Below are 19953 nucleotides of genomic sequence, written 5' to 3' on the forward strand. Positions count from 1 at the left end.
GGATGATTAATAACTATTCAAAATACTTACTATTTTCTAATTCCATACTTGAATCTTCAATAATTCCACTTAAGGATTTATCTAAGATACCTCTTTTTTTCTCTTGTTCTGCTTCCGCTACTTTTTGACCATAAGCTGTTTGACTTTTAGCCTTTTCTTTCGCAGTTTTTAGCTCTTTTCTAGAACGTGGCAACGTATGACTGATATCTTCTTCTTTACCAAAACGTTCCATATCAGGTTTGATTTGTTGGTATTGACGCCTTGTTACTGGGATTTCCGGTGAACCTTTAGGTATATTGAATTTTTGAACTGTAGGATCTTCATCCCCTTTTACTTGAAATGCTGCTGGTTCGTCGTCAAAAAGTAGATATGAGTCTTGATCCTTCTTCATTGCAGTGGCTAACTCTTGCTCTGTTAACATCGGTACTTTTTCTTCTGGGATCACAGAAGCTGGAATATATTTTGGGACAAAATAAGAACGGGTATCATAGGTAAAATTCTTTGACACTGATTTCTTGTTTTTCCCTGAAGTATTTTGAAAATCATTACCGTAGGAACTTTTTTTGGGCATCGTTCCAAATAGGTTGTTTTTTTGTTTTGTTGTTGTTTTATTATGAGTCATCATGTAATTTGGTAAATTGGATTTATGACGAGCTAATTCTGCCACCTGTTCCTGACTATGAGAAACATGCTGCGTATTTTTTTGCATCGGTTGTTTTTCTCGCACTGGTTGAACCATTACTGGGTCAATCACTGGGGTATTTGTCTTTACTTGTGTTGTCGTTTGGGTGAGCACTGGTTCTTCTTGAAAGAGTGTTCGTTTATTTTCAGAAGTTAATTTCACGCCTAATTCATCATCATAAGCTGGAAAACGAAAATGTTTTCTTTTAATTTGAGTTGGGTTTTCCATTCGAGTCATTCCTTTATTATACTTTCTGTCAATTTTACCATAAAACAATTGAATTCTAAACAATTTGCCTTACTTTTTCTGTTTTCAATCAGATATTTTATCCAAATGAATATTATTTCATAAAAATTAGTCGTTGAAGCAAAGCACAAGGCTTCTTCCAACGACTAATTTCAATGTGATTGCCTAAGGGTAAATACGGTTTAACAAACGTGGGAATGGGCTAGCTTCACGAACATGTTCGATTCCAGCCAACCAAGTAACTGTACGCTCTAACCCTAAACCAAAACCAGAATGAGGGACAGATCCATAACGACGTAAATCTAAATACCAAGAATATTCTTTCTCATCTAGGTCATGGTTACGAATTTGCTCTAATAAGTAATCATGATCAATAGCTCTTTCAGATCCACCGATGATTTCTCCATAGCCTTCTGGTGCAATCATATCTGCACAAATCACAACATCATCACGAGTAGGGTGTGGTTTCATATAGAATGCTTTGATTGCTTTTGGATAGTTTAAAATGAATACTGGGCGATCAAATGAATTGGCAATAAATGTTTCATGTGGCGAACCAAAGTCATCTCCCCACTCAATATCATCAAATCCATTTTTCTTCAACAATTCAACGGCTTCATCGTATGAGATACGTGGGAAAGGTAATTGTGTGTATTTTTTCAATACTTCTCTATCGCGCTCTAATACATCTAAAGCATGATCACAATTGTCTAACACACTTTGAACAAGGAAAGCCACATATTGTTCTTGGACTTCTAAACTTTCTTCTTGATGCATAAACGCCATCTCAGGTTCGATCATCCAAAATTCAATCAGATGACGGCGAGTTTTTGATTTTTCCGCTCTAAATGTCGGACCAAATGAGAAGACTTTACCAAATGCCAAAGCTGCTGCTTCCATATATAATTGTCCACTTTGCGACAAGTAAGCTTTTTGGTCAAAGTAGTTTGTTTCAAATAGATCCGTTGTTCCTTCTGCAGTACTTGCTGTTAAAATTGGTGGATCAATCTTAACGAAGTTATTATTATTGAAAAATTCATATGTTGCACGAATAATTTCATTACGAATTTGCATAATAGCATGCTGACGTGAAGAACGCAGCCATAAATGGCGATGGTCCATCAAAAAGTCTGTTCCATGTTCTTTAGGCGTGATTGGATACTCATGGCTTTCTCCAATGACCTCAATGCCTGTCACGCCAATTTCGTAGCCAAATTTTGAGCGGCTGTCTTCTCTAATCTCACCAATGATCCAGACAGATGTTTCCTGTGTTAATCCTTTTGCTAATTGAAATACTTCCTCTGGTACTTCACTTTTTACAACAATCCCTTGAAAATAAGCTGTTCCATCACGTAGTTGTAAAAAAGCAATCTTTCCGCTTGAACGTTTATTGGCGATCCAAGCACCTATTTTAACCGTTTCGCCCACATGATTTTTTGAATCAATAATTTGAATTTGTTTCACAATCGTCTCTCCATTCATTCCTTTTTTACCTATCCCGAATTAAGTGTTTTTAATTAACTGATTTTTTCTCAATAAATGCTGCAATTCTTTTAACAGCTTCTTCCAAAGTAGCTAAGTCTGTTGCATAGCTAATACGAACATGCTCAGGAGCGCCAAAACCCGCTCCTGTTACGAGTGCAACATGGGCTTCTGTTAATAGATCATCCACCCATTTCGTTACGTCTGTGTAACCACACATATTCAAGGTTTCTTTTATATTAGGAAACAGATAAAACGCACCGTGAGGCTTTTCCAACTTGAATCCAGGCAATGCAGCGAACATTGGATAAATCTTATTTAATCGCTCTTCAAACGCCACTCTCATTGTTTCTACCGTATCTTGTTCCCCAATTAGTGCTTCAACAGCTGCATACTGACTAACAGCTGTAGGGTTGCTCGTTGATTGGGATGCAATATCATTCATCGCTGAAATAATAGTCTCATCTCCAACTGCATAACCAATCCGCCAACCTGTCATAGCATAACTTTTAGATACACCATTAATGATAATCGTTTGTTTTTGAATCGCTTCTGATAGTGTTGCGATCGGTGTAAAGGTTGCTCCATTGTATACTAGTCTGCCATAAATATCATCAGATACAATTAAGATATCATTTAAAACAGCCCATTCGCCGATTTTTCTCAATTCCGCTTCAGAATAAATCATTCCCGTTGGATTAGAAGGTGAATTTAAAATAAGTAATTTGGTTTTATCTGTTTTAGCTGCTTCTAATTGTTCTACAGTTACTTTGAATTCATTCTCTTGAGTACATGAGATAAAAACAGGTACACCTTCGGCTAGTTTCACTTGTTCTCCGTAACTCACCCAATAAGGAACTGGAATAAGCACTTCATCGTTTGGATTCAGAACTGCTTGAAATAACAGGTACAAAGCAAATTTTGCCCCATCTGTTATGATTACATTTTTTGACTGATAACTCAACTGATAAAATGTTTTAATGTATTTTACGACCGCTTCTCTTAATTCTTTAATTCCAGCCGAGGGTGTATAATAGCTAGCTTTGCCATTTTCAATCGCTTGAATTGCTGCCTGTTGAATATTTTTAGGGGTGGTAAAATCCGGCTCCCCAACTGTTAAACTTAAAATGTCTTGTCCTTCCGCTTTTAGTGCATTTGCTTTAGCTGCTGCGGCTAAGGTAACAGAAGGTTCTAATTTTTTTGCGCGTGTTGATATCTCCATGCATCTCTCTCCATTCATTTTTTCCCCTTATTTCATCAATAACCTGTATCTCTATTGCTCATAATCTTGTTCAAAAAAAGCCTCGTCAGACATTTTTGATCACCATGATTTCTTCGGCATTTTTGAAGGACAGTAAATAATAAGTTAATAGGCCTTCTTCATTTTTTGTAACAATTTCCCAAGTAGGCTCGTTTTTATACAATCCCAAACTAATTTTTTGAATGTCTTTTTCTTTGTAATCTGTTTCCATAATTTGGCGGATATGTCCTTCCTCCACCCCATCTTTTTGATTTAGTACAGTGACTTTTTCTCCTGATTTCGGGATGATTACAACTAACTCTTCCCCTTTGTCATTTTTTCCAGTCACACTAAAGTAAGTGTCTTTTCTAGTAAACCAATAAAATTTATCAACGGATTCCAAATGTGCATATTCTTTTGCGATTTCTGTTGCTTCTTTTTGTGCTTGTGTTCTAGGATGTGTTGAGCGAACATAGAAAATAATCATCATTACAATGATCGCTAACAAAATCGCAATCACCCCTACAAGAATCTTCGTTTTTCTTGCTTCATGCTGTTCTTCTTGTTCTTGCAATGGCCTCGCCCTTTCCAAACGTACTGGTTATTATTATATCAGAAAATCAGTTTGATTTAATAGATTGACAGTAAATTTATTTCGTTTAATTATTTAAAAATTCCTTTAGCTCAGAAGTTATCTCTGTTAATGCTGCTTCTTTGACTGGCAAACTTTTGGGTAAAGCTTTTATCATCCGCTTACCATATTTTGCTGTGATCAAACGTCTATCTAAAACAACTAACGCTCCTCTATCGTTTTCAGAACGAATCAAGCGGCCTAGTGCTTGACGCAAACGAAGTGCCGCCTTAGGTAAAGCCTCATGAGTGAATGGTTGAATTCCTTTTTCTTCAAGATAATCATAACGCGCTTTTACAAATGGACGCTTAGGGTTTTCAAACGGTAAGCGAGTAACAATTAAGAGCGATAATGCGTCTCCCGGTAAATCCACTCCTTCCCAAAAACTATCCGCACCTAATAAAACACTATTTTTTGAGTATGCAAACCGCTTCAGGATTCTTTCTCGGCTGCCACTTATTCCTTGTGCCAGAAGCTCTCTGCCCTCATTGAGAAATTGTGGATGCAAGCGATAATAAACACTGGATAAAATTTCATGTGACGTGAATAGAACCAACATCGAACGATCTTGTTGCTGAGACAATTCTAGAACGACAGACGCAATATAAGTAGAAAACGCTGTGGCATCTGCTTGGCTGATTGCAATTGCTTCGGTTGGAATATACAATCGGGCATTTTGTTCATAGTCATAAGGATCTGGCAATGTTTTAAACAAGACATCCCTCAATCCTAACTTATTTGGTAAATATTTCTTATCATTACCGAATTTCAAAGTTCCACCAGTATACAAAATTCGTTGATAGCGATCATACCAAGCAGTTTCTGGCAAGATGCTCGAATCTAAGTCATTGATAGAAAGTAAGCCATAGCCTTGTGGTGTTACATTGTACTCCTTGATCCAACGGGGATGCCATTCATTCACATAAATATCAAAGCATTCATAAATAAACTCTATCCGCTCAAAAAATTGCAATAAGCTCACAAAAATAATTCGTTGAGACGGTGTGAATTTGTCCAGTTGTTCAGTAATGGACTGCTGTAATCTTTTTTGAATTTCCTGCATTTCGCTTAATAGAATCTCAATTTTTTGGATCGAAGACTCACCATCTAATGATAAATGATCAAATATCTGTTTAGTCAATAGCGTTGTTTCTACAGTTAACTGTTCTTCACTTGAAAATAGTTGTCCCATTTCATAAAATAAATCACTGAACTCTTCGACTAGATCATTTGATGCTTTACAATAGATACGCAACAATCGTTGTTCTTCTATTTCTTTTCCGAAAATTTGATTGACTTGATCAAACAACTGATCTTCTTCTAAATATAAATTAACTTGCTTTTTAAACGAGAGATAATTAAACTGGCGATTTGCAATTTTCCCAGCAATATCCGGCAAATGATGAGCTTCGTCAATAATCAAATATGAACTTTTTGGAAGGACTGGTATGTCTCTTAGTGTTTCTTGTGCCAAAAATGAATGGTTTACGATTAGTACATTACTTTGTCTAACTTTTTTATATAAAAAAAGGACAAAATCTTCTTTGTACAGCGAGTCTTTTTCTGATAAAAAATCTATTCCACGATGGGCAACTTCTTTCCAGAATACATGATTAAAATTGGCCAATTGCAACTCATCTAAATCCCCTGTTTCTGTTTCCAATAACCAAACTAAAACGCCCATTTGATACAAAGCGTACTGCTTTTGCTGGATAGGATTTTTTAGAGTCGCTTTAAATCGTTGTAAATCAAGATAATGGCGATGACTTTTGATAATTGTTGCCTGCAGTGGTTTGGGGCAAATATCATTCGCTAATGGAATATCTTTTTCAGCCAATTGATTTTGCAAAACGATTGATACCGTACTAATAATAACTGGATTATCAGGCGTTGCTAGATAACTTAAGGGAAATAGGTATCCTAAAGTTTTTCCTGTACCTGTAGCCGCTTCAATAAATAAATCTTTCGTTTCAGACTTGGTAAAATGTTCATAAACTAAGTTCATCATTCGACTTTGTTCTGAACGATACCCAATTTTATTTGCAAACACTTTTTCTTTTGCTTTTTTCTTTTGCGGAAAAATGTGTTCCCCATACAGCTTCTCTTCAAATAAGGGGACTTCTTTTTTTCTTAAGGCAATTCCTGAAACGACATGCTGTTCTTTTGATAATGGTTGAATATCTTTTTTCATTTCTGCATAAATTTGATGAATATATGCGCTAGTATCCATACCTGTTTGCTGACTTAATTGATCGATCGTCTCCATTGTAATCAATGGTAAACGACGCATTCTTGCTTCGATTAATAATAAAAGTTCAGCCGTTACCTGTGCATCACTGTCTGCTTGATGAGGATTATCATGAATCAATCCTAAACTTTCAGACAAATCCCCTAAACGAAAACTTTTTTCTGTCGGTAAAAAAATCTGTGCCAACTCAACTGTATCGATCCCGGGAATATTAAGTTTGGGTGTGCCGCATCTAAGTAATTCCTGTGTTAAAAATGAATAATCAAAATAAATATTATGTGCAACAAATATAGTATCAGCCAACAGATTATAAATCGTAAAGGCAACATCTTCAAAGTAAGGTGCTTTTTGCACGCGGGAATTACGAATACCAGTAAGATTTTGAATTTGTTTAGAAATGGCTTGATTGGGATTAATGTCAGTAGCAAAACGGGAAATGATCGCTCCATCTTGGATCAACACACAACCAAATTGAATGATCCGATCAATTGTGGGATCCGTCCCAGTCGTTTCTATATCAACTACTGCATATATTTGATTTTTATTCATTGAGTCCCCGCCTTTCCTCTATCCTTGAAAATTATACTACAAAATCAAAGTTTTTTTTAGTATTAGTTTATCTTCCTACCTCTCTACAGTTTTTTCAATCGTAAATTAGTATGATTGTTCTAAAAACTGACAATTTTTCTACTCCAAAATAGAATCACCCTTTTGCGATTCCTTACTTTCCTTTCCCTCATCTAACCTTTTTAGAACCTATATACTATTTTTAATTACAAAAAAACCTCAGGTGATATTCTGAGGTTTAAGACTTAAAATTTTTTCTTAATCTTACAACTAAACTAAGATTTTTTTGATACACTTCAAACTACTCTTCAACTGGTATCAAGCTCAAGTTTTGCATATATTGATCCATTAAAATGTACCCTTCTAAACGGCGTAGTAAGTCAACCGAGCAACGGACTTTTTTACCGAATAATGAACGGCTATAAGCAACCTCACGCATTTCTTGTAGAAATTCATCTAAGGAAGCGACTAAACTGCCACAACTTAATCGACCACAAATTAAAACATCCTCTTTGCGTTGTCTCAGTACTTGTCCCCATGAATAGTTTAAATACTCTGCTTGACTAATTTGAGCCAACAAGTCCGAGCGTAAAATGCTTTTTTTCTGAACATGACTTTTCTTAGAACCTAAACGCATACGTTTATTCATAAAGCACAAGTAAATCTCATCTTCCAAGTTTTCCATTTCGCTCTTTGAAAAATTTGGGATTTTCGTTGGTGCTTCAATTGTTTTGCTTGCTTTTAGTTGCTTAGAAAAACGAGGCCAATTACTTGGTGTTGCTTTTTTCGTCCTTCTTTTGTTAAGCACTAATTGATTAAGGTCTAGCATTTCAGATTTCATTGTTTCTTGTGGCGCCTTTTTAGCTATCTCAGATTCAGCAACTTCTTTGTGTTTAGCTTTCATTTGTCTGCGTTTTAATTTCAATGAAGTACGTTCTGTAGACTCTTGGTTTGATTCCTCTTTATTTTTTTGTTCTTGATTTAGGTAAACTGTAGGCTCTTCTTCTACTTGGAAATCTTCTTGAATTGGTTTTCCCGCCAATTCGTTCTCCAACTTTTTTTCTGTTTCTTCTCCTACAACTTCCCATGTCTTTGTTGTTTCGTCTATTTTTTCCGACGTTACTTCTTCTTCGTTTACAACTTCGCTTTCGTCAAGATCGACTTCTACATTAATTGGATTTTCTGAGCGAAGCATTGTTTTTGTTGCCTCTACAGTTTTATCTTCTTCAATCACCAACGGTTGTGCTCTTTTCAGATGAATCGTCTGGATACTTCTAGAAATGATCGGATCACTTTTAGCTGTATGCATTTCGATTTTCCCCCGACTGATCATTTCAGTTAAATCGGTAATCATTTTGCGTAGGCGGAAAATTTCATTTGATGTTTCAATCATTTGTTTCATCATTCCCTGTACTTCACCAGAGCTAAGTGCAGCATCTCCTCGAAAAACAAGTGAACGCTCCTGTTTTTCAAGTGTAATTTCTTCAAACCATCGTTTTAGATTCATACGAAGGTCTCTTCTAGTTGGTTCAAAACTTCCCATAAGTAATGTGTAGTACATCACTTCTGTTTCAACATACATGTAAATCTTCTTAACAACTAACTCTTCGAACTCCTCTGTTTCATCCCAGCTATCACAGATTGCATCAAAAAAGGCTTCGCCTTCAGCTAAATTTTGGTAATCTTTCGCTAGATTTAGCTTTCGAACTAAATAAAATGAATATGGAGTATCCACATTATCGGCATAAACCTCACGGCCTAAATAATCTGGATCGACCTCTTTACAAAGATAGGTTGATCTTTCTTCTTTTTCTGATTGACGTTGTCGCTTACTAATCGTTCTCACTTCCTCAATTTTTTTCCTGTATAAATCGTATCATTTTTTTAGAAAAAAGAACACACTTACTATTCATTATACCTGTAAAAAAGCAAAAAAAAGCTCATTTTTTTACAAATATGTGAAATTAAAAGAAAAACAGTGATAATTATCACATTTTAAAAGCATTTATATTAATAATCTGATTTAACAGTCTTTTTACAACACACTAAAAAAGTCATCATAAAAAAGTATATCTAAGCTATGTTCTGCTCGCTGTATTTTTTTATTTTAGGTTACATACTTCATTTCTCAGAATAGCTAGCTAATTATTTTCTCATTTGTTACAATATGTGAATTGGAATAATTGTAAAAAATGATGATGGAGTGATCAAATGATAGGTGTTTTGAGAAAAATGAGCTTATTCATAGTTTTAATGGCCGTTTTATTTATACTTGTAGCTTGTGGGTTATCAACAAATAGTGTTGGACATGGGCATGGACGAGAAGATAGTAAAAAATCTGCAGATGCTGCAACTGCTAAAGTTGGAGACTTTACAGTGACAATCTATAATGATTATGAAGTGATGAAACTATATGATGAAATGGAGATCATAGTAATTACATATGATTTTACCAACAACAGTGATGAGAACCAAACGTTTAATACCGCAATATATGATAAAGCCTTTCAAGGAGGAATCAGAATAGAGCGTTCCTATTTAGCTGGAATATTTAACAGAAAAAAATTTAAAGGTTCGAGAGTAGAAATTCTACCCGGAACTACAATCACGCTTCAAAAAGCGTATAAATTAAGAGATTCCACTTCGCCTGTGACAATTGAAATTGAAAATTATGATTATGATCATAAGGAAAAGTTAACAAAAGAATTTAATTTGCAAAAATAATGAATAAGCATTTGGCTATTTCAGATCAATATTTATAAATAATCTTTCTATCGTAAATAAGATAAAGTTAGCAAAATCCCGAAGAGAACCTTCGTGAATTCTTACTTATTTATCGAAGTTAAGCACTTCTTTCCCCTCTGTTTACAGGTTTTTATTATATGTGTTAGAAAAAAAGTCATACTGTTTATGACACTAAATTCTGCTATCATAAATTAAAGACTTTAGTAACATTAGCTATATTCATAAATTTTTTTCATACAAATAATAAAGAAAAGGAGCTGGTTTGATCACCTGCTCCTTTTTATCTACTATTTAAAAAGAAGAACACCCTCTGCAGGCATTCTTCTGTTTTTCTTTAATTTAGTTGAGCTTTCTTTTTATCACGGCGAGCAAGCGCTGGTAAAATCATTCCCAATAAAATCAACACGATTGGTGTGATAACATTAGAAGCTAATTGGAAGAACCACGCTTTAGGATCTAATGCAAAATCAACTTTCGGCACCATTCCTAAAATACAAGCAAAAGCTGTGAATAAGAAACACCATAAACCGAAACCAAAGGCAATTTTTGGATTTTTGATAAATTTGTATTCAGACGTATAATTTTTATAGGCTTTATTTAACATCATATAGGCAAAGAAGACCCATAGATAACGCATTGGCATTACTACAGAGTTCAAATTAGTCAACCATTTAACCAATTCTTTGATATTGTCGATACCAAACATCGGCAACACAATAATGATACTTACTAAAATACCAGTTAATAAATAACCATTGACCAGTGTTCCTTTTTTACTTCTTTTACGTAAAGCAGCTGGAACGTATTCTGGATCAGCATCAGCTAAAAGAATTTGTAGAGGCGCATCAATTGAAAAAGCTAGCGCTGAGATCTGACCAATTCCGTTAGTAATCGCATAAATGATCATCAATAAGTTTCCTACACCATAATATTCACCCAATAATTGGAATGCAGTATATGCACCATTTGCCATTAAATCTTCTGGAATGTTATTACTTGCAAATAGCATTCCCATTGCAAATGAACCTAAAACAGCAGAAACACCTACCATTGCAGCTAAGAAAATCATTCCTTTTGGAAATTCTTTTGCTGGATTTTTCATTGAATTCACGTATGGAGAAATTTTTTCAGCCCCACCGACTGCAAATACCAACATGGATACGGTAGTAAAGTAACTAAAGTCGAATTTAGGGATATACGTACTGATTTTATCCATGTGCGGTGTAGCAAATTCAACACTTGAATTCATCATTGGCGCACCAACTGCTAATAGGATAAACAGCATTGACATCACAAAGATTGCTGTTCCAGCCATTCCTCCGATAACTTTTAAAGTCATCAATCCTTTTGTAGATAAAAGCAAGAACACCAAGAAAATAGCTAAAGAAATCAAGCTAATTCCGACAACAGAGAAATTATTTACAATATCTCCATTCCCTTGGATCGCCCAACCAAAAGCAATTAAGACTAATTGCGGTTTTTGAGCTAGATAAGGGATATGTACTACCCAATACGTCCACGCAGCATAATATGCCAAACGTTTTGTACTCGTATTTTGCACCCATGAACTAACTCCACCACTGCTGTCTTTAAAGGTTGAACCCAATTGTCCGACAATCAATGCGTAAGGAATAAAGTATAATACCAAAATCAAGATCCATGAAGTCACAACAGAAATTCCTTGTTGTGCATAGTTATTCACGACGTTACCTAAGCCCCAAACCATGTTGAAAGCAATCAGACCAACGGTAAACCATCGCAGTTGTTTTTGTTCCATCAAAACACTCCTAATCATAATAAAGTATAAAATATCTTTTTAATCATAATCATTTTTAAGTGTTTAAACAAGCTTTCCTTTGCATAAATATCGATTTTATAAGCATTTTATTAGATTAGTCAGAAAATACTCATTTTTCTTAATAAATCTATTCTTTTACTCTGCTCATTTTTTATAAAAGACAGATTAAAACACTGAAAATTAAACAGTTACACCATTGTCAACTTCTCAACTAGAGGTCTCATCTAAAAATTGCACTTTCTAATATTAGCCATTTGAACACTATTTTGAAATGAATTCTATTTCAATTAATGCTGATAAATACAAACAAGACGAGTGTTATATTCAATAGTAGTCTTTTCTCATACAGTAACTTCATCTCTTTATCAAAGTAAAATAAAAACAGGCAGTATAGAAGTTAAGCCCTTCTATTCTTACCTGTTTTTCTATAGTGTTATTCTTCCAAAGTTTTTTTCTTTTCTTCCCTAACATCGTGAAGCCCTATTTTGATCTCTTTTCTTTTTTGAACAAGTACATATCCAAATCCAATTAGAAACGGTAAAACAAAGCTTCCGAAACGATATAATAGCAACGAGGAAACTGCATCAACAGTACCAACTAACGGTCTAAATAATAATAAATAAACAAATTCAAATGGTCCGATTCCTGCTGGTGTTGGAAACACTCCTGACAAAATAACAGAAAAACTAGTAAAAGAAAGAACCAAAAGAAAATCGATATTTGGATGATTCACAACCAATACGATGTAAGGAATCACGTACCAAAATAGTAGTTTCGCTACATTCCAACAAAAAATACGAATCATAGCTGAACGATCTCTTGTGATCGTCTGAACCGTTTCTCTTAATGAATAGATCTGTAAGTTGCATTTATCTACCCAATCACGCAAGCTTTTACGTTTAAAATGTTTATCCGCTAATTTTGTTAAAAATACTTGCAGATTTATACTACTTGAAAGAATCAATAAAGAAAAAATAATCAAAAATGTCAGCACCATACCGACTAAAATAAATGGAATCATTTTGGGAGCACGCTCATAAAATAAAGAAAATTGGAAAACTAATCCAAGCACCGATAAGAAAATAACAGCGACTTTATACATGATCATATGTAAAGCTGTAACACCCACTCCTTGAGATACAGCCAACCCTTTTTTCTTATAGAAATAAATTTCTGAAAGAAGCGTTCCCGTACCAAAAGAAATTACACGATAAAAAGCTACATAACAAGATGTGAAAAAACCATCTTTCGTTGTGAAATCTTTCTGAAAATACGAAGCAATCTGTTTAATCGAACGACCTTCAACAATTTGATAAACGACGCCAAATAATACAACCAAAGCGACAACAACCCAACTTGTTTCCATCAATTGAGCAAATATATCACTAAGAGAATTATCCATCACATAAATAATTACACCAATAAAAATTGCTAACAAACCAATATTCAGAAAAACTTTTGTTTTAGAATTGTTTTTCATGATTTCTCCCAACTAAATTTGTATTCACGGTTATCTCTTATAACTAAAATAAATAATCGCAATAGCTACAAGTGTACCAAAAATGAAGAAAAAATAAAAGCGTAATTTTCTCGTTTTATGGCGAAAAAGTTGTTGTGCCAATAACCCACCAATTCCACCACCGATAATACCTATAAATAAAAGATCAAATTCTGGTACTCGCCATCTTTTTCTTTTTGCCCTTTTTTTATCGAAATACATCACAAAAAATTCGAATACATTTACCACTAGCAAATATAGCCACGGTAAATGTTTTAGCCAACCACTCATACTTTTCCCTCCAACAATTACTCTGCTACTAGAATACCTTGAAAGAGCAACCGATGTAAAGTTAATTAAACAATAAAATTGAAAATTCATGCTAAGATTTTGGTACAAAAACGCTTAGTCCATGCTTGACTACTTTCATCTTAATTGGTAAATCTTCACTTGGATCACCATCAACACGCGTACCTACTTTCTTTTCAGTCATGCTTTTGATATCTATCTCAGCTGCAGTTATATATTTTATTTCAGGAATCTCATAGATTTTTCCTAAAAGAATTTTTGGCAGATAAAAAGCTAATTTAAAAAAGTTTAATTTGGGCAGAATCGTTAAATGAAACAAGCCGTCATCTGGCGAGGCGGAATCATCAAAATTCGTATAGCCACCAACTGAATTAGTCATTGTGACTGTAACCAATTGTGTTTTGCCTACCCATTGTTCTTTATCTGTTTTAATCTCTAAACGATAGCGCTTTTTCTTGGCTAATAATTTAAAAAAATTCTTCACGAAAATAATTTTTCCATACTTTTGTTTGTCTTCCTGACTAATACGAGCCGCCGTATCTGCTAAAAGTCCAATTGTCATGGTACTGACAATAACTTTTTGATTAATCATTCCATAATCAATTTTTCTAGTAATACCATCTAAAATCACATCAGCTGCTGCTTCAAAATTCATAGGAATCCCTAAAACTCTAGCCATATTATTGACCGTTCCACCTGGTAAAAACCCTACGTTTAAGTGAGGTAACTCTTCCTTAAAATCTTTCACATTATGATTGATTGTTCCATCTCCACCAATAAAAACTAGCGTATCGATCTTTTCTTTTTTCGCCTTTTCTACGGTTTTTTTACTATCGCAATCTGGCCCTACTTGTTCTAGTAAAAAATTTGTGCTCATAAATCCATGATCTTTTGCATAAGTCACAAACTTTTCGGCTAATTCTTTTCCTTTATCTTTGCCTGACGTTTCATTAAAAAGAATCATTACATTCTCCATTTGATTACCTCCTGAACATAAAAGCATAGTGAACTCGTCCAATTTTGACAGAAAAAGAGGAAGTATGTCACTACTTGCAACTATACTCCCTCTTTTTACTTTTTACTATTAGTAACACCAACTAGTTTTTATTTTGCGTTAGATTCCGCAATTTTCACAATCACATCTGTTGCTTTTTCCATTGCTTGTAAAGAAACAAATTCAAAGCGTCCATGCATGTTTTCTCCACCAGCAAAGATATTCGGCGTAGGAATACCTAAATAAGAAATTTTAGATCCATCCGTACCACCACGAACAGGCTCTATCAATGGCTCAATATCAAGTTCAATCATCGCATTTTTCGCTAATTCAATAATGCTCATATCTTTTTCAATCACTTCACCCATATTGTAATATTGATCAAATAAATCAATTTGAATACGTTCTTGATCGAATGGTTGGTTAATGATTTCTTGAATTTTTTTAATCAATGCTTTTCTAGCTTCGAATTTTTCACGATTGTGATCACGAATAATATATGTCATTTTAGCTTCTTCTGGTGTTCCGCTCATCTGCGCTAAATGGAAGAATCCTTCGTAGCCGTCTGTTTTTTCCGGCACTTCATTTTGAGGTAGTTGGTTATGAAAATCAATTGCCAACTGTAATGCATTAATCATTGTATTTTTAGCTGTTCCTGGGTGTACATTTTTCCCTTGAATCGTAACCTCTGCTTGAGCTGCATTAAAGGTTTCATATTGTAACTCACCAACTGGTCCACCATCCATCGTGTAAGCAAAGTCTACATTGAATTGGGCAACATCAAACTTATCCGCACCAACACCAATTTCTTCGTCAGGACCAAAAGCAACACGGATCGTTCCATGTTTGATTGACGGATTTTTGATTAGAATTTCCATTGCTGTCATGATTTCAGCAATTCCTGACTTATCATCCGCACCTAAAAGAGTGGTTCCATCTGTTGTAATTAATGTTTGATTTTTATAGTTTTTCAAATTAGGAAAATCAGTTGTATTTAAGGTGAATTTCCCTTCTTTATCTAATTGAATCGTTGATTGCCCATCATACTTTTCAATCACTTGAGGATTTACATTTACTGCATTGAAATCCGCTGTGTCCATATGAGCAATAAATCCGATGGAACGAACATCTTTATCTATATTACTTGGCAAAGTAGCGATCACAAAACCGTTTGTTTCATTATACTTTACATCACTCATACCAATTTCTTCCAACTCTTTTTTCAAGGTTTGGGCAAAATCAACTTGTGTTTGTGTTGAAGGTGTTGTTTCACTTTTTGGATTTGAGCGTGTTTCTGTTTTTACATAGCGTAAAAAACGAGGCAATAAATTTTCGTACATACTTTTGTTCCTTCTTTCTTTTTTATCTAAATTTAAATGGATTGGTATTTACCTCAGACTCGATAAATGTAACGTTCCAATTATAATCTTTTTTCCATTGATTGAATAGTTCTACTAACTTTGGCTTGCACAACTGCTCAATGTAATGGCCAGGATCAATCACTGACAAGCCTTCTGTCAACATGTCATGAGCCGTGTGATAATAAACATCTCCAGTGATATAAACATCAGCTTTCTTCTTAAGAGCATCACGGAAAAACTTTTCGCCGCTGCCACCGCAAATGGCCACACGCTGAATCAATTGCGTTTCATCTTCAGCGACAATTCTTAGCCCCTCTAGATCAAACTTTTGTTTCACAATTGCAATAAATTCACTTAATGGTATGGCTTTTTCCAAATTACCAATTCTTCCCAATCCATACTCTTTGCTGATATTATCTATTGTATACAAATCATACGCTGGTTCTTCGTAGGGATGTGCAGCTATCATCGTTTGGATCACTTCACTTTGAATCGTTTCTGGGAAAATCACTTCGATTTTGGCTTCTTGGACGGTTTCTTCTTTACCAATTGTTCCAATGGTTGGATTAGCACCTTCAACAGGCGTAAATCTGCCAGTTCCAATCAACGAATAACTAGTATTTTCGTACTCACCTTGAAGTCCCGCTCCAGCTTGACCTAAAACTTTGCGCATCATAGGTGCTTCATCGACAGGTACATATACCGCTAATTTTTTATAAGAAATTGTGTGTGTGTTTGTTAAATAAGTCGTTTCATGAATTCCTAGCAATTCACAAAACCAGTCATTTAGCCCATTATCGATAATATCCATATTCGTATGAGCTGCGAAAACAGCAATATCATGCTTCAACAAATCCGCGTACATTTTTGTTTGCAGATCATTCGTATCTAAACGTTTGACTGGTCTAAAGATAGGTGGATGTTTGGCAATGATCAAATCCACTTGTTTTTCAATTGCTTCAGCAACTACTTCGGGGCGAACATCTAAAGTCACTAACACACGATTTAATTTTTTATTCAATGTACCGATGTGTAAGCCCACTGGGTCTCCCTCTTCGGCTAACCACTGAGGACAGTATGCTTCAAAGTGTTCAATAAATGTATTACCATCAAGACTCATGTGACAAAACCTCCTGAATTTCAGTGATTTCTTGTTCTATTTGTTGCATTCTAGCTTGCTGATCTCCTGTAGCTTTAGCTAATTGAGCTAAAATATTTTGGCGTTGTCTCAATTCGCTCTGCCATTTTTTATAAAAAACTGGCGATTGTGTGTTTAACAAGACTGGTCCAAATAATCGTTCTTTTTCTGAATAAGCAACTCTTTGTACTTCTCTAGATGCTACAATGATTTCATAAATTTTATTATTTTCCTCTAAAATCTCTTCTTCAAGGATCGTATATCCATGTATAGTCAGCCAATCACGCACTGCTCTTTCGCCTATATTTGGCTGTAAAATTAATCGCTCATTACCTTGTAAACGCTGACTAGTCCAGCCAGCCTCTAAAATATCACGAATCAAAGCTCCACCCATTCCGCAAATCGTCACAGCTGATATCTCATCTGATTTATTTACAGCATCTAATCCATTAGCTAAACGAACACTGATTTGTTGGTCTAAACCATTTTTTCTCACTTGTTTTTTAGCAGCTTCGTATGGGCCTGTAACGACTTCACCTGCAATTGCAAAGTCAAGTTTTTTTTGTAAAACTAATGCCACAGGCAAGTAGGCATGGTCTGAACCGATATCTGCCAAACGGCTTTGTTTAGGAACTAACTCCCCTACACGTTTTAAACGTTCTGATAATTGATTTTCATTCATTTGTCATAATCCTCCATGGTTATTATACCATTGAAAATTGGGGTTGAAAACGTTGAAGCAAGTAATTTCTTGGCTATATAAAATACACGTTACTGTATCAAGCACTAGCTAAATATTCTACCTAAATTCAGCTACTTGGTTAGCAGTGATTTGGTTTACCCCACCCAGCTACTCTTCATAATACAGACTGTCCTTAGCTTGTCTTTCCTGCATTTCTTTCCTCAATTTCTTATGAGCTTTTTTAGAACCACGTTCTAGGTCTCTGCGTTTTTTTCGTTCATGATAGTCTTCAAAGAGTGAATCTAAATCATAGTTTGCTGGATACAACTCTTTTGCACTTCTATCTAACTTCAGCTGACGCTTATGAACTTTTATCTCTTCATTCTCTACGTAAATTATTACATCATTTGTCATCTCTACTTCTTTATAGACTAGAGCAATTTTTTTCTTTTCTGTCCAAAATACCCGATCACCTTTTTGATAAGTAGGAAATAGTGTTGTCTCTTTTTCTTTTTTTACTTTTTGAAGAGAATATTCTTTTTTAGTTGAATAGTTACGGTCGTGTAAATAGCTTTGTGCTTTTTTTACAACTTGTTCATCTAAATTCATCTTATTGGCGATCCAAAAAGCATTACTTTCTCCAGTTTCACCTAATATTAATTGATATTTTGGTGTCAAGTTCTCTGGATCAAAAGCCATTGCAGCTGTTAGAAAGTCTTCATGTTGTTCGGAAAATCGCTTAATTTCCCCGTAATGGGTTGTTGTAATAATGATGCTGCCCTTTTTATAAAAAGCTTCCATGATTGCAATCGCTAATGCTGCACCTTCGTTTGGCTCCGTTCCACTACCGATTTCATCTAATAAGATCAAGCTGTTTTGCTTTGCTCTCACAAGGATTTCAGAAATATTACGCATATGTCCTGAGAATGTACTCAATGCGTTTTCAATACTTTGTTGATCACCGATATCAACAAAAATTTGATCAAAAATCCCAACATTAGTCCCAGTCTCTGCACTAATCTGCACACCAATCATTGTTTGTAACGTAACTAAACCGATTGTTTTTAAAACAACCGTTTTGCCACCAGCATTAGGTCCTGTAATGGTCAACCCGCGATATTCTTTCCCTACAGATAGATTCAACGGTACTGCGCTGTCACCTAATAAAGGGTGTTTCACATTTACAAATTTGATAATACCGTCCTGATTAATTTCAGGTTCTATTCCTTTGATATCCCTGCTGTATTTTGCTTTAGCAAAAATCATATCGTATTGTGCTACAACATCTAGATTGGACTGGATCGCAGGTAATTGCTCAGCAATCAGACCTGTAAGTGTAGATAAAATTTGATAGATTTCTGTGGCTTCTTCCATTTTCAACTCAAACAATTTATCATTCAATTTTATCACTGTTGTTGGTTCTACAAAAACGGTGGTTCCTTTAGAAGACGTCTCAACAACTGTTCCAGAAATTTGCTTTTTGTAAGTTGCCTTGATTGGTACTGTGAAACGTTCATTTTTCTTAACAATGATTGCTTCTTGAATTTTTGGTTTATTTTGACTGTTTCGAATAAATGCATTTAGCTTACTCTCAATTTCCTTTTCAGTTTCTTGTATTCCTCTACGAGTTTTGCGAAGCTCACGACTGGCATCATTTTCAACTTGATTGTTACGAATAACATGATATATTTCTTCTTCAATAGTAGAAAAGAGTTGTAAAGTTTCACTGTATCTAGCTAAAAGAGGGGCAATAAATGCATTCTTTTGCATAAATGATTGAATCAATCGATTGCTTCTAAGAAAATCAGCATAACTGACTAATTCGTTTGGTTCTAAAACAAAGCCTTTTTCTACTTGTTTGGTTAGATGTTCAATATTGTTTAACCCCATAAATGGTACATGTAAATTTGCCATAAGTAGGGCTTTGGCTTCTGCTGTTTCTTGAAGACGTTTTTTGACTACGTCTAAATGACTGCTTGGTTGTAAAGCTTTGATCCGTTCTTTTCCGTAATGACTCATTGCATGACTCATCAATTTTTCTTTAATTTTGTTGAATTGGGTTTTATTATAGGTTTCTTGGTTCATGTGTATCTCCTTTTCTTTTTAGAGATACCTATCTTTATCTGACTGGCCAAAGAAGTTACTTGTTAGCTCTGTATCTATTTATTGATTCTGATTGTACAATCAACTAAAACACAAAAATAAGAGATGAAGATTTCCCTTCATCCCTCAATAATCAATAAATAAAGATTGTTATACAGCAATCTATCAGGTATTTTTATGAGTTAAGATAGGTATCAAACATAAGTACACTAAAGAAGCCATCAAAAAA

15 protein-coding genes are annotated in these 19953 nt (G+C 34.8%); 1 reads left to right on the forward strand and 14 read right to left on the reverse strand.

The window, feature by feature from the left end:
- Positions 1-13: 13 nt before the first annotated feature.
- The 6 genes from BCR23_RS01045 to BCR23_RS01070 all read right to left on the reverse strand — a co-directional run bounded on the left by BCR23_RS01045 (position 14) and on the right by BCR23_RS01070 (position 8942).
- Positions 14-910, reverse strand: a complete 897-nt coding sequence (locus BCR23_RS01045; RefSeq protein WP_069633649.1) for a hypothetical protein — start codon at positions 908-910, stop codon at positions 14-16.
- Positions 911-1093: 183 nt separating this feature from the next.
- Positions 1094-2392, reverse strand: coding sequence for an asparagine--tRNA ligase (asnS, locus tag BCR23_RS01050; RefSeq protein WP_069633986.1), 1299 nt, complete (start codon positions 2390-2392; stop codon positions 1094-1096).
- Between the two features lie 49 nt (positions 2393-2441).
- On the reverse strand, positions 2442-3632 hold the full coding sequence (locus BCR23_RS01055; protein ID WP_069633650.1) for a pyridoxal phosphate-dependent aminotransferase: 1191 nt from the start codon (positions 3630-3632) through the stop codon (positions 2442-2444).
- Between the two features lie 85 nt (positions 3633-3717).
- Complete coding sequence (locus BCR23_RS01060) at positions 3718-4224, reverse strand: cell wall elongation regulator TseB-like domain-containing protein (RefSeq protein WP_069633651.1); 507 nt, start codon at positions 4222-4224, stop codon at positions 3718-3720.
- Between the two features lie 85 nt (positions 4225-4309).
- On the reverse strand, positions 4310-7078 hold the full coding sequence (locus BCR23_RS01065; protein WP_069633652.1) for a helicase C-terminal domain-containing protein: 2769 nt from the start codon (positions 7076-7078) through the stop codon (positions 4310-4312).
- A gap of 319 nt (positions 7079-7397) precedes the next feature.
- Complete coding sequence (locus BCR23_RS01070; RefSeq protein ID WP_069633653.1) at positions 7398-8942, reverse strand: hypothetical protein; 1545 nt, start codon at positions 8940-8942, stop codon at positions 7398-7400.
- A gap of 365 nt (positions 8943-9307) precedes the next feature.
- On the opposite strand from BCR23_RS01070, the gene BCR23_RS01075 reads away from it, so the two are divergent.
- Entirely contained in the window at positions 9308-9820 is a 513-nt protein-coding gene (locus BCR23_RS01075) for a DUF5067 domain-containing protein (protein ID WP_069633654.1), read from the forward strand.
- 355 nt (positions 9821-10175) lie between these two features.
- Here BCR23_RS01075 and BCR23_RS01080 read toward each other — a convergent pair whose 3' ends face one another.
- The 8 genes from BCR23_RS01080 to BCR23_RS01115 all read right to left on the reverse strand — a co-directional run bounded on the left by BCR23_RS01080 (position 10176) and on the right by BCR23_RS01115 (position 19706).
- Positions 10176-11618 carry an amino acid permease gene (locus tag BCR23_RS01080; protein ID WP_069633655.1) on the reverse strand — a complete coding sequence of 481 codons (1443 nt, stop codon included), beginning with the start codon at positions 11616-11618 and terminating at the stop codon, positions 10176-10178.
- Between the two features lie 454 nt (positions 11619-12072).
- Positions 12073-13119: a lysylphosphatidylglycerol synthase transmembrane domain-containing protein gene (locus tag BCR23_RS01085; protein ID WP_069633656.1), complete on the reverse strand. Its 1047-nt coding sequence runs from the start codon at positions 13117-13119 to the stop codon at positions 12073-12075.
- Between the two features lie 30 nt (positions 13120-13149).
- Positions 13150-13428, reverse strand: a complete 279-nt coding sequence (locus BCR23_RS01090) for a DUF1294 domain-containing protein (RefSeq protein ID WP_069633657.1) — start codon at positions 13426-13428, stop codon at positions 13150-13152.
- Positions 13429-13519: 91 nt separating this feature from the next.
- Complete coding sequence (locus tag BCR23_RS01095) at positions 13520-14422, reverse strand: diacylglycerol/lipid kinase family protein (protein WP_069633658.1); 903 nt, start codon at positions 14420-14422, stop codon at positions 13520-13522.
- Between the two features lie 128 nt (positions 14423-14550).
- On the reverse strand, positions 14551-15780 hold the full coding sequence (gene pepT / locus BCR23_RS01100; RefSeq protein ID WP_069633659.1) for a peptidase T: 1230 nt from the start codon (positions 15778-15780) through the stop codon (positions 14551-14553).
- Positions 15781-15802: 22 nt separating this feature from the next.
- On the reverse strand, positions 15803-16921 hold the full coding sequence (locus BCR23_RS01105; RefSeq protein ID WP_069633660.1) for a Nif3-like dinuclear metal center hexameric protein: 1119 nt from the start codon (positions 16919-16921) through the stop codon (positions 15803-15805).
- Positions 16911-17621: a tRNA (adenine(22)-N(1))-methyltransferase gene (locus tag BCR23_RS01110; protein ID WP_069633661.1), complete on the reverse strand. Its 711-nt coding sequence runs from the start codon at positions 17619-17621 to the stop codon at positions 16911-16913. Before BCR23_RS01110 ends, BCR23_RS01105 begins: the two co-directional genes overlap by 11 nt.
- A gap of 168 nt (positions 17622-17789) precedes the next feature.
- On the reverse strand, positions 17790-19706 hold the full coding sequence (locus BCR23_RS01115; protein WP_069633662.1) for an endonuclease MutS2: 1917 nt from the start codon (positions 19704-19706) through the stop codon (positions 17790-17792).
- Between the last annotated feature and the right edge of the window lie 247 nt (positions 19707-19953).

Origin of the sequence: Enterococcus quebecensis, from assembly GCF_001730365.1 — a bacterium.
GTDB lineage: Bacteria > Bacillota > Bacilli > Lactobacillales > Enterococcaceae > Enterococcus_L > Enterococcus_L quebecensis.

Coding starts and splice junctions, on each gene's coding strand:
- BCR23_RS01045 (WP_069633649.1), bottom strand. CDS start 910: ATGGAAAACCCAACTCAAATTAAAAGAAAACATTTTCGTTTTCCAGCT.
- BCR23_RS01055 (WP_069633650.1), bottom strand. CDS start 3,632: ATGGAGATATCAACACGCGCAAAAAAATTAGAACCTTCTGTTACCTTA.
- BCR23_RS01065 (WP_069633652.1), bottom strand. CDS start 7,078: ATGAATAAAAATCAAATATATGCAGTAGTTGATATAGAAACGACTGGG.
- BCR23_RS01075 (WP_069633654.1), top strand. CDS start 9,308: ATGATAGGTGTTTTGAGAAAAATGAGCTTATTCATAGTTTTAATGGCC.
- BCR23_RS01080 (WP_069633655.1), bottom strand. CDS start 11,618: ATGGAACAAAAACAACTGCGATGGTTTACCGTTGGTCTGATTGCTTTC.
- BCR23_RS01085 (WP_069633656.1), bottom strand. CDS start 13,119: ATGAAAAACAATTCTAAAACAAAAGTTTTTCTGAATATTGGTTTGTTA.
- BCR23_RS01090 (WP_069633657.1), bottom strand. CDS start 13,428: ATGAGTGGTTGGCTAAAACATTTACCGTGGCTATATTTGCTAGTGGTA.
- BCR23_RS01095 (WP_069633658.1), bottom strand. CDS start 14,422: ATGGAGAATGTAATGATTCTTTTTAATGAAACGTCAGGCAAAGATAAA.
- pepT (WP_069633659.1), bottom strand. CDS start 15,780: ATGTACGAAAATTTATTGCCTCGTTTTTTACGCTATGTAAAAACAGAA.
- BCR23_RS01105 (WP_069633660.1), bottom strand. CDS start 16,921: ATGAGTCTTGATGGTAATACATTTATTGAACACTTTGAAGCATACTGT.
- BCR23_RS01110 (WP_069633661.1), bottom strand. CDS start 17,621: ATGAATGAAAATCAATTATCAGAACGTTTAAAACGTGTAGGGGAGTTA.
- BCR23_RS01115 (WP_069633662.1), bottom strand. CDS start 19,706: ATGAACCAAGAAACCTATAATAAAACCCAATTCAACAAAATTAAAGAA.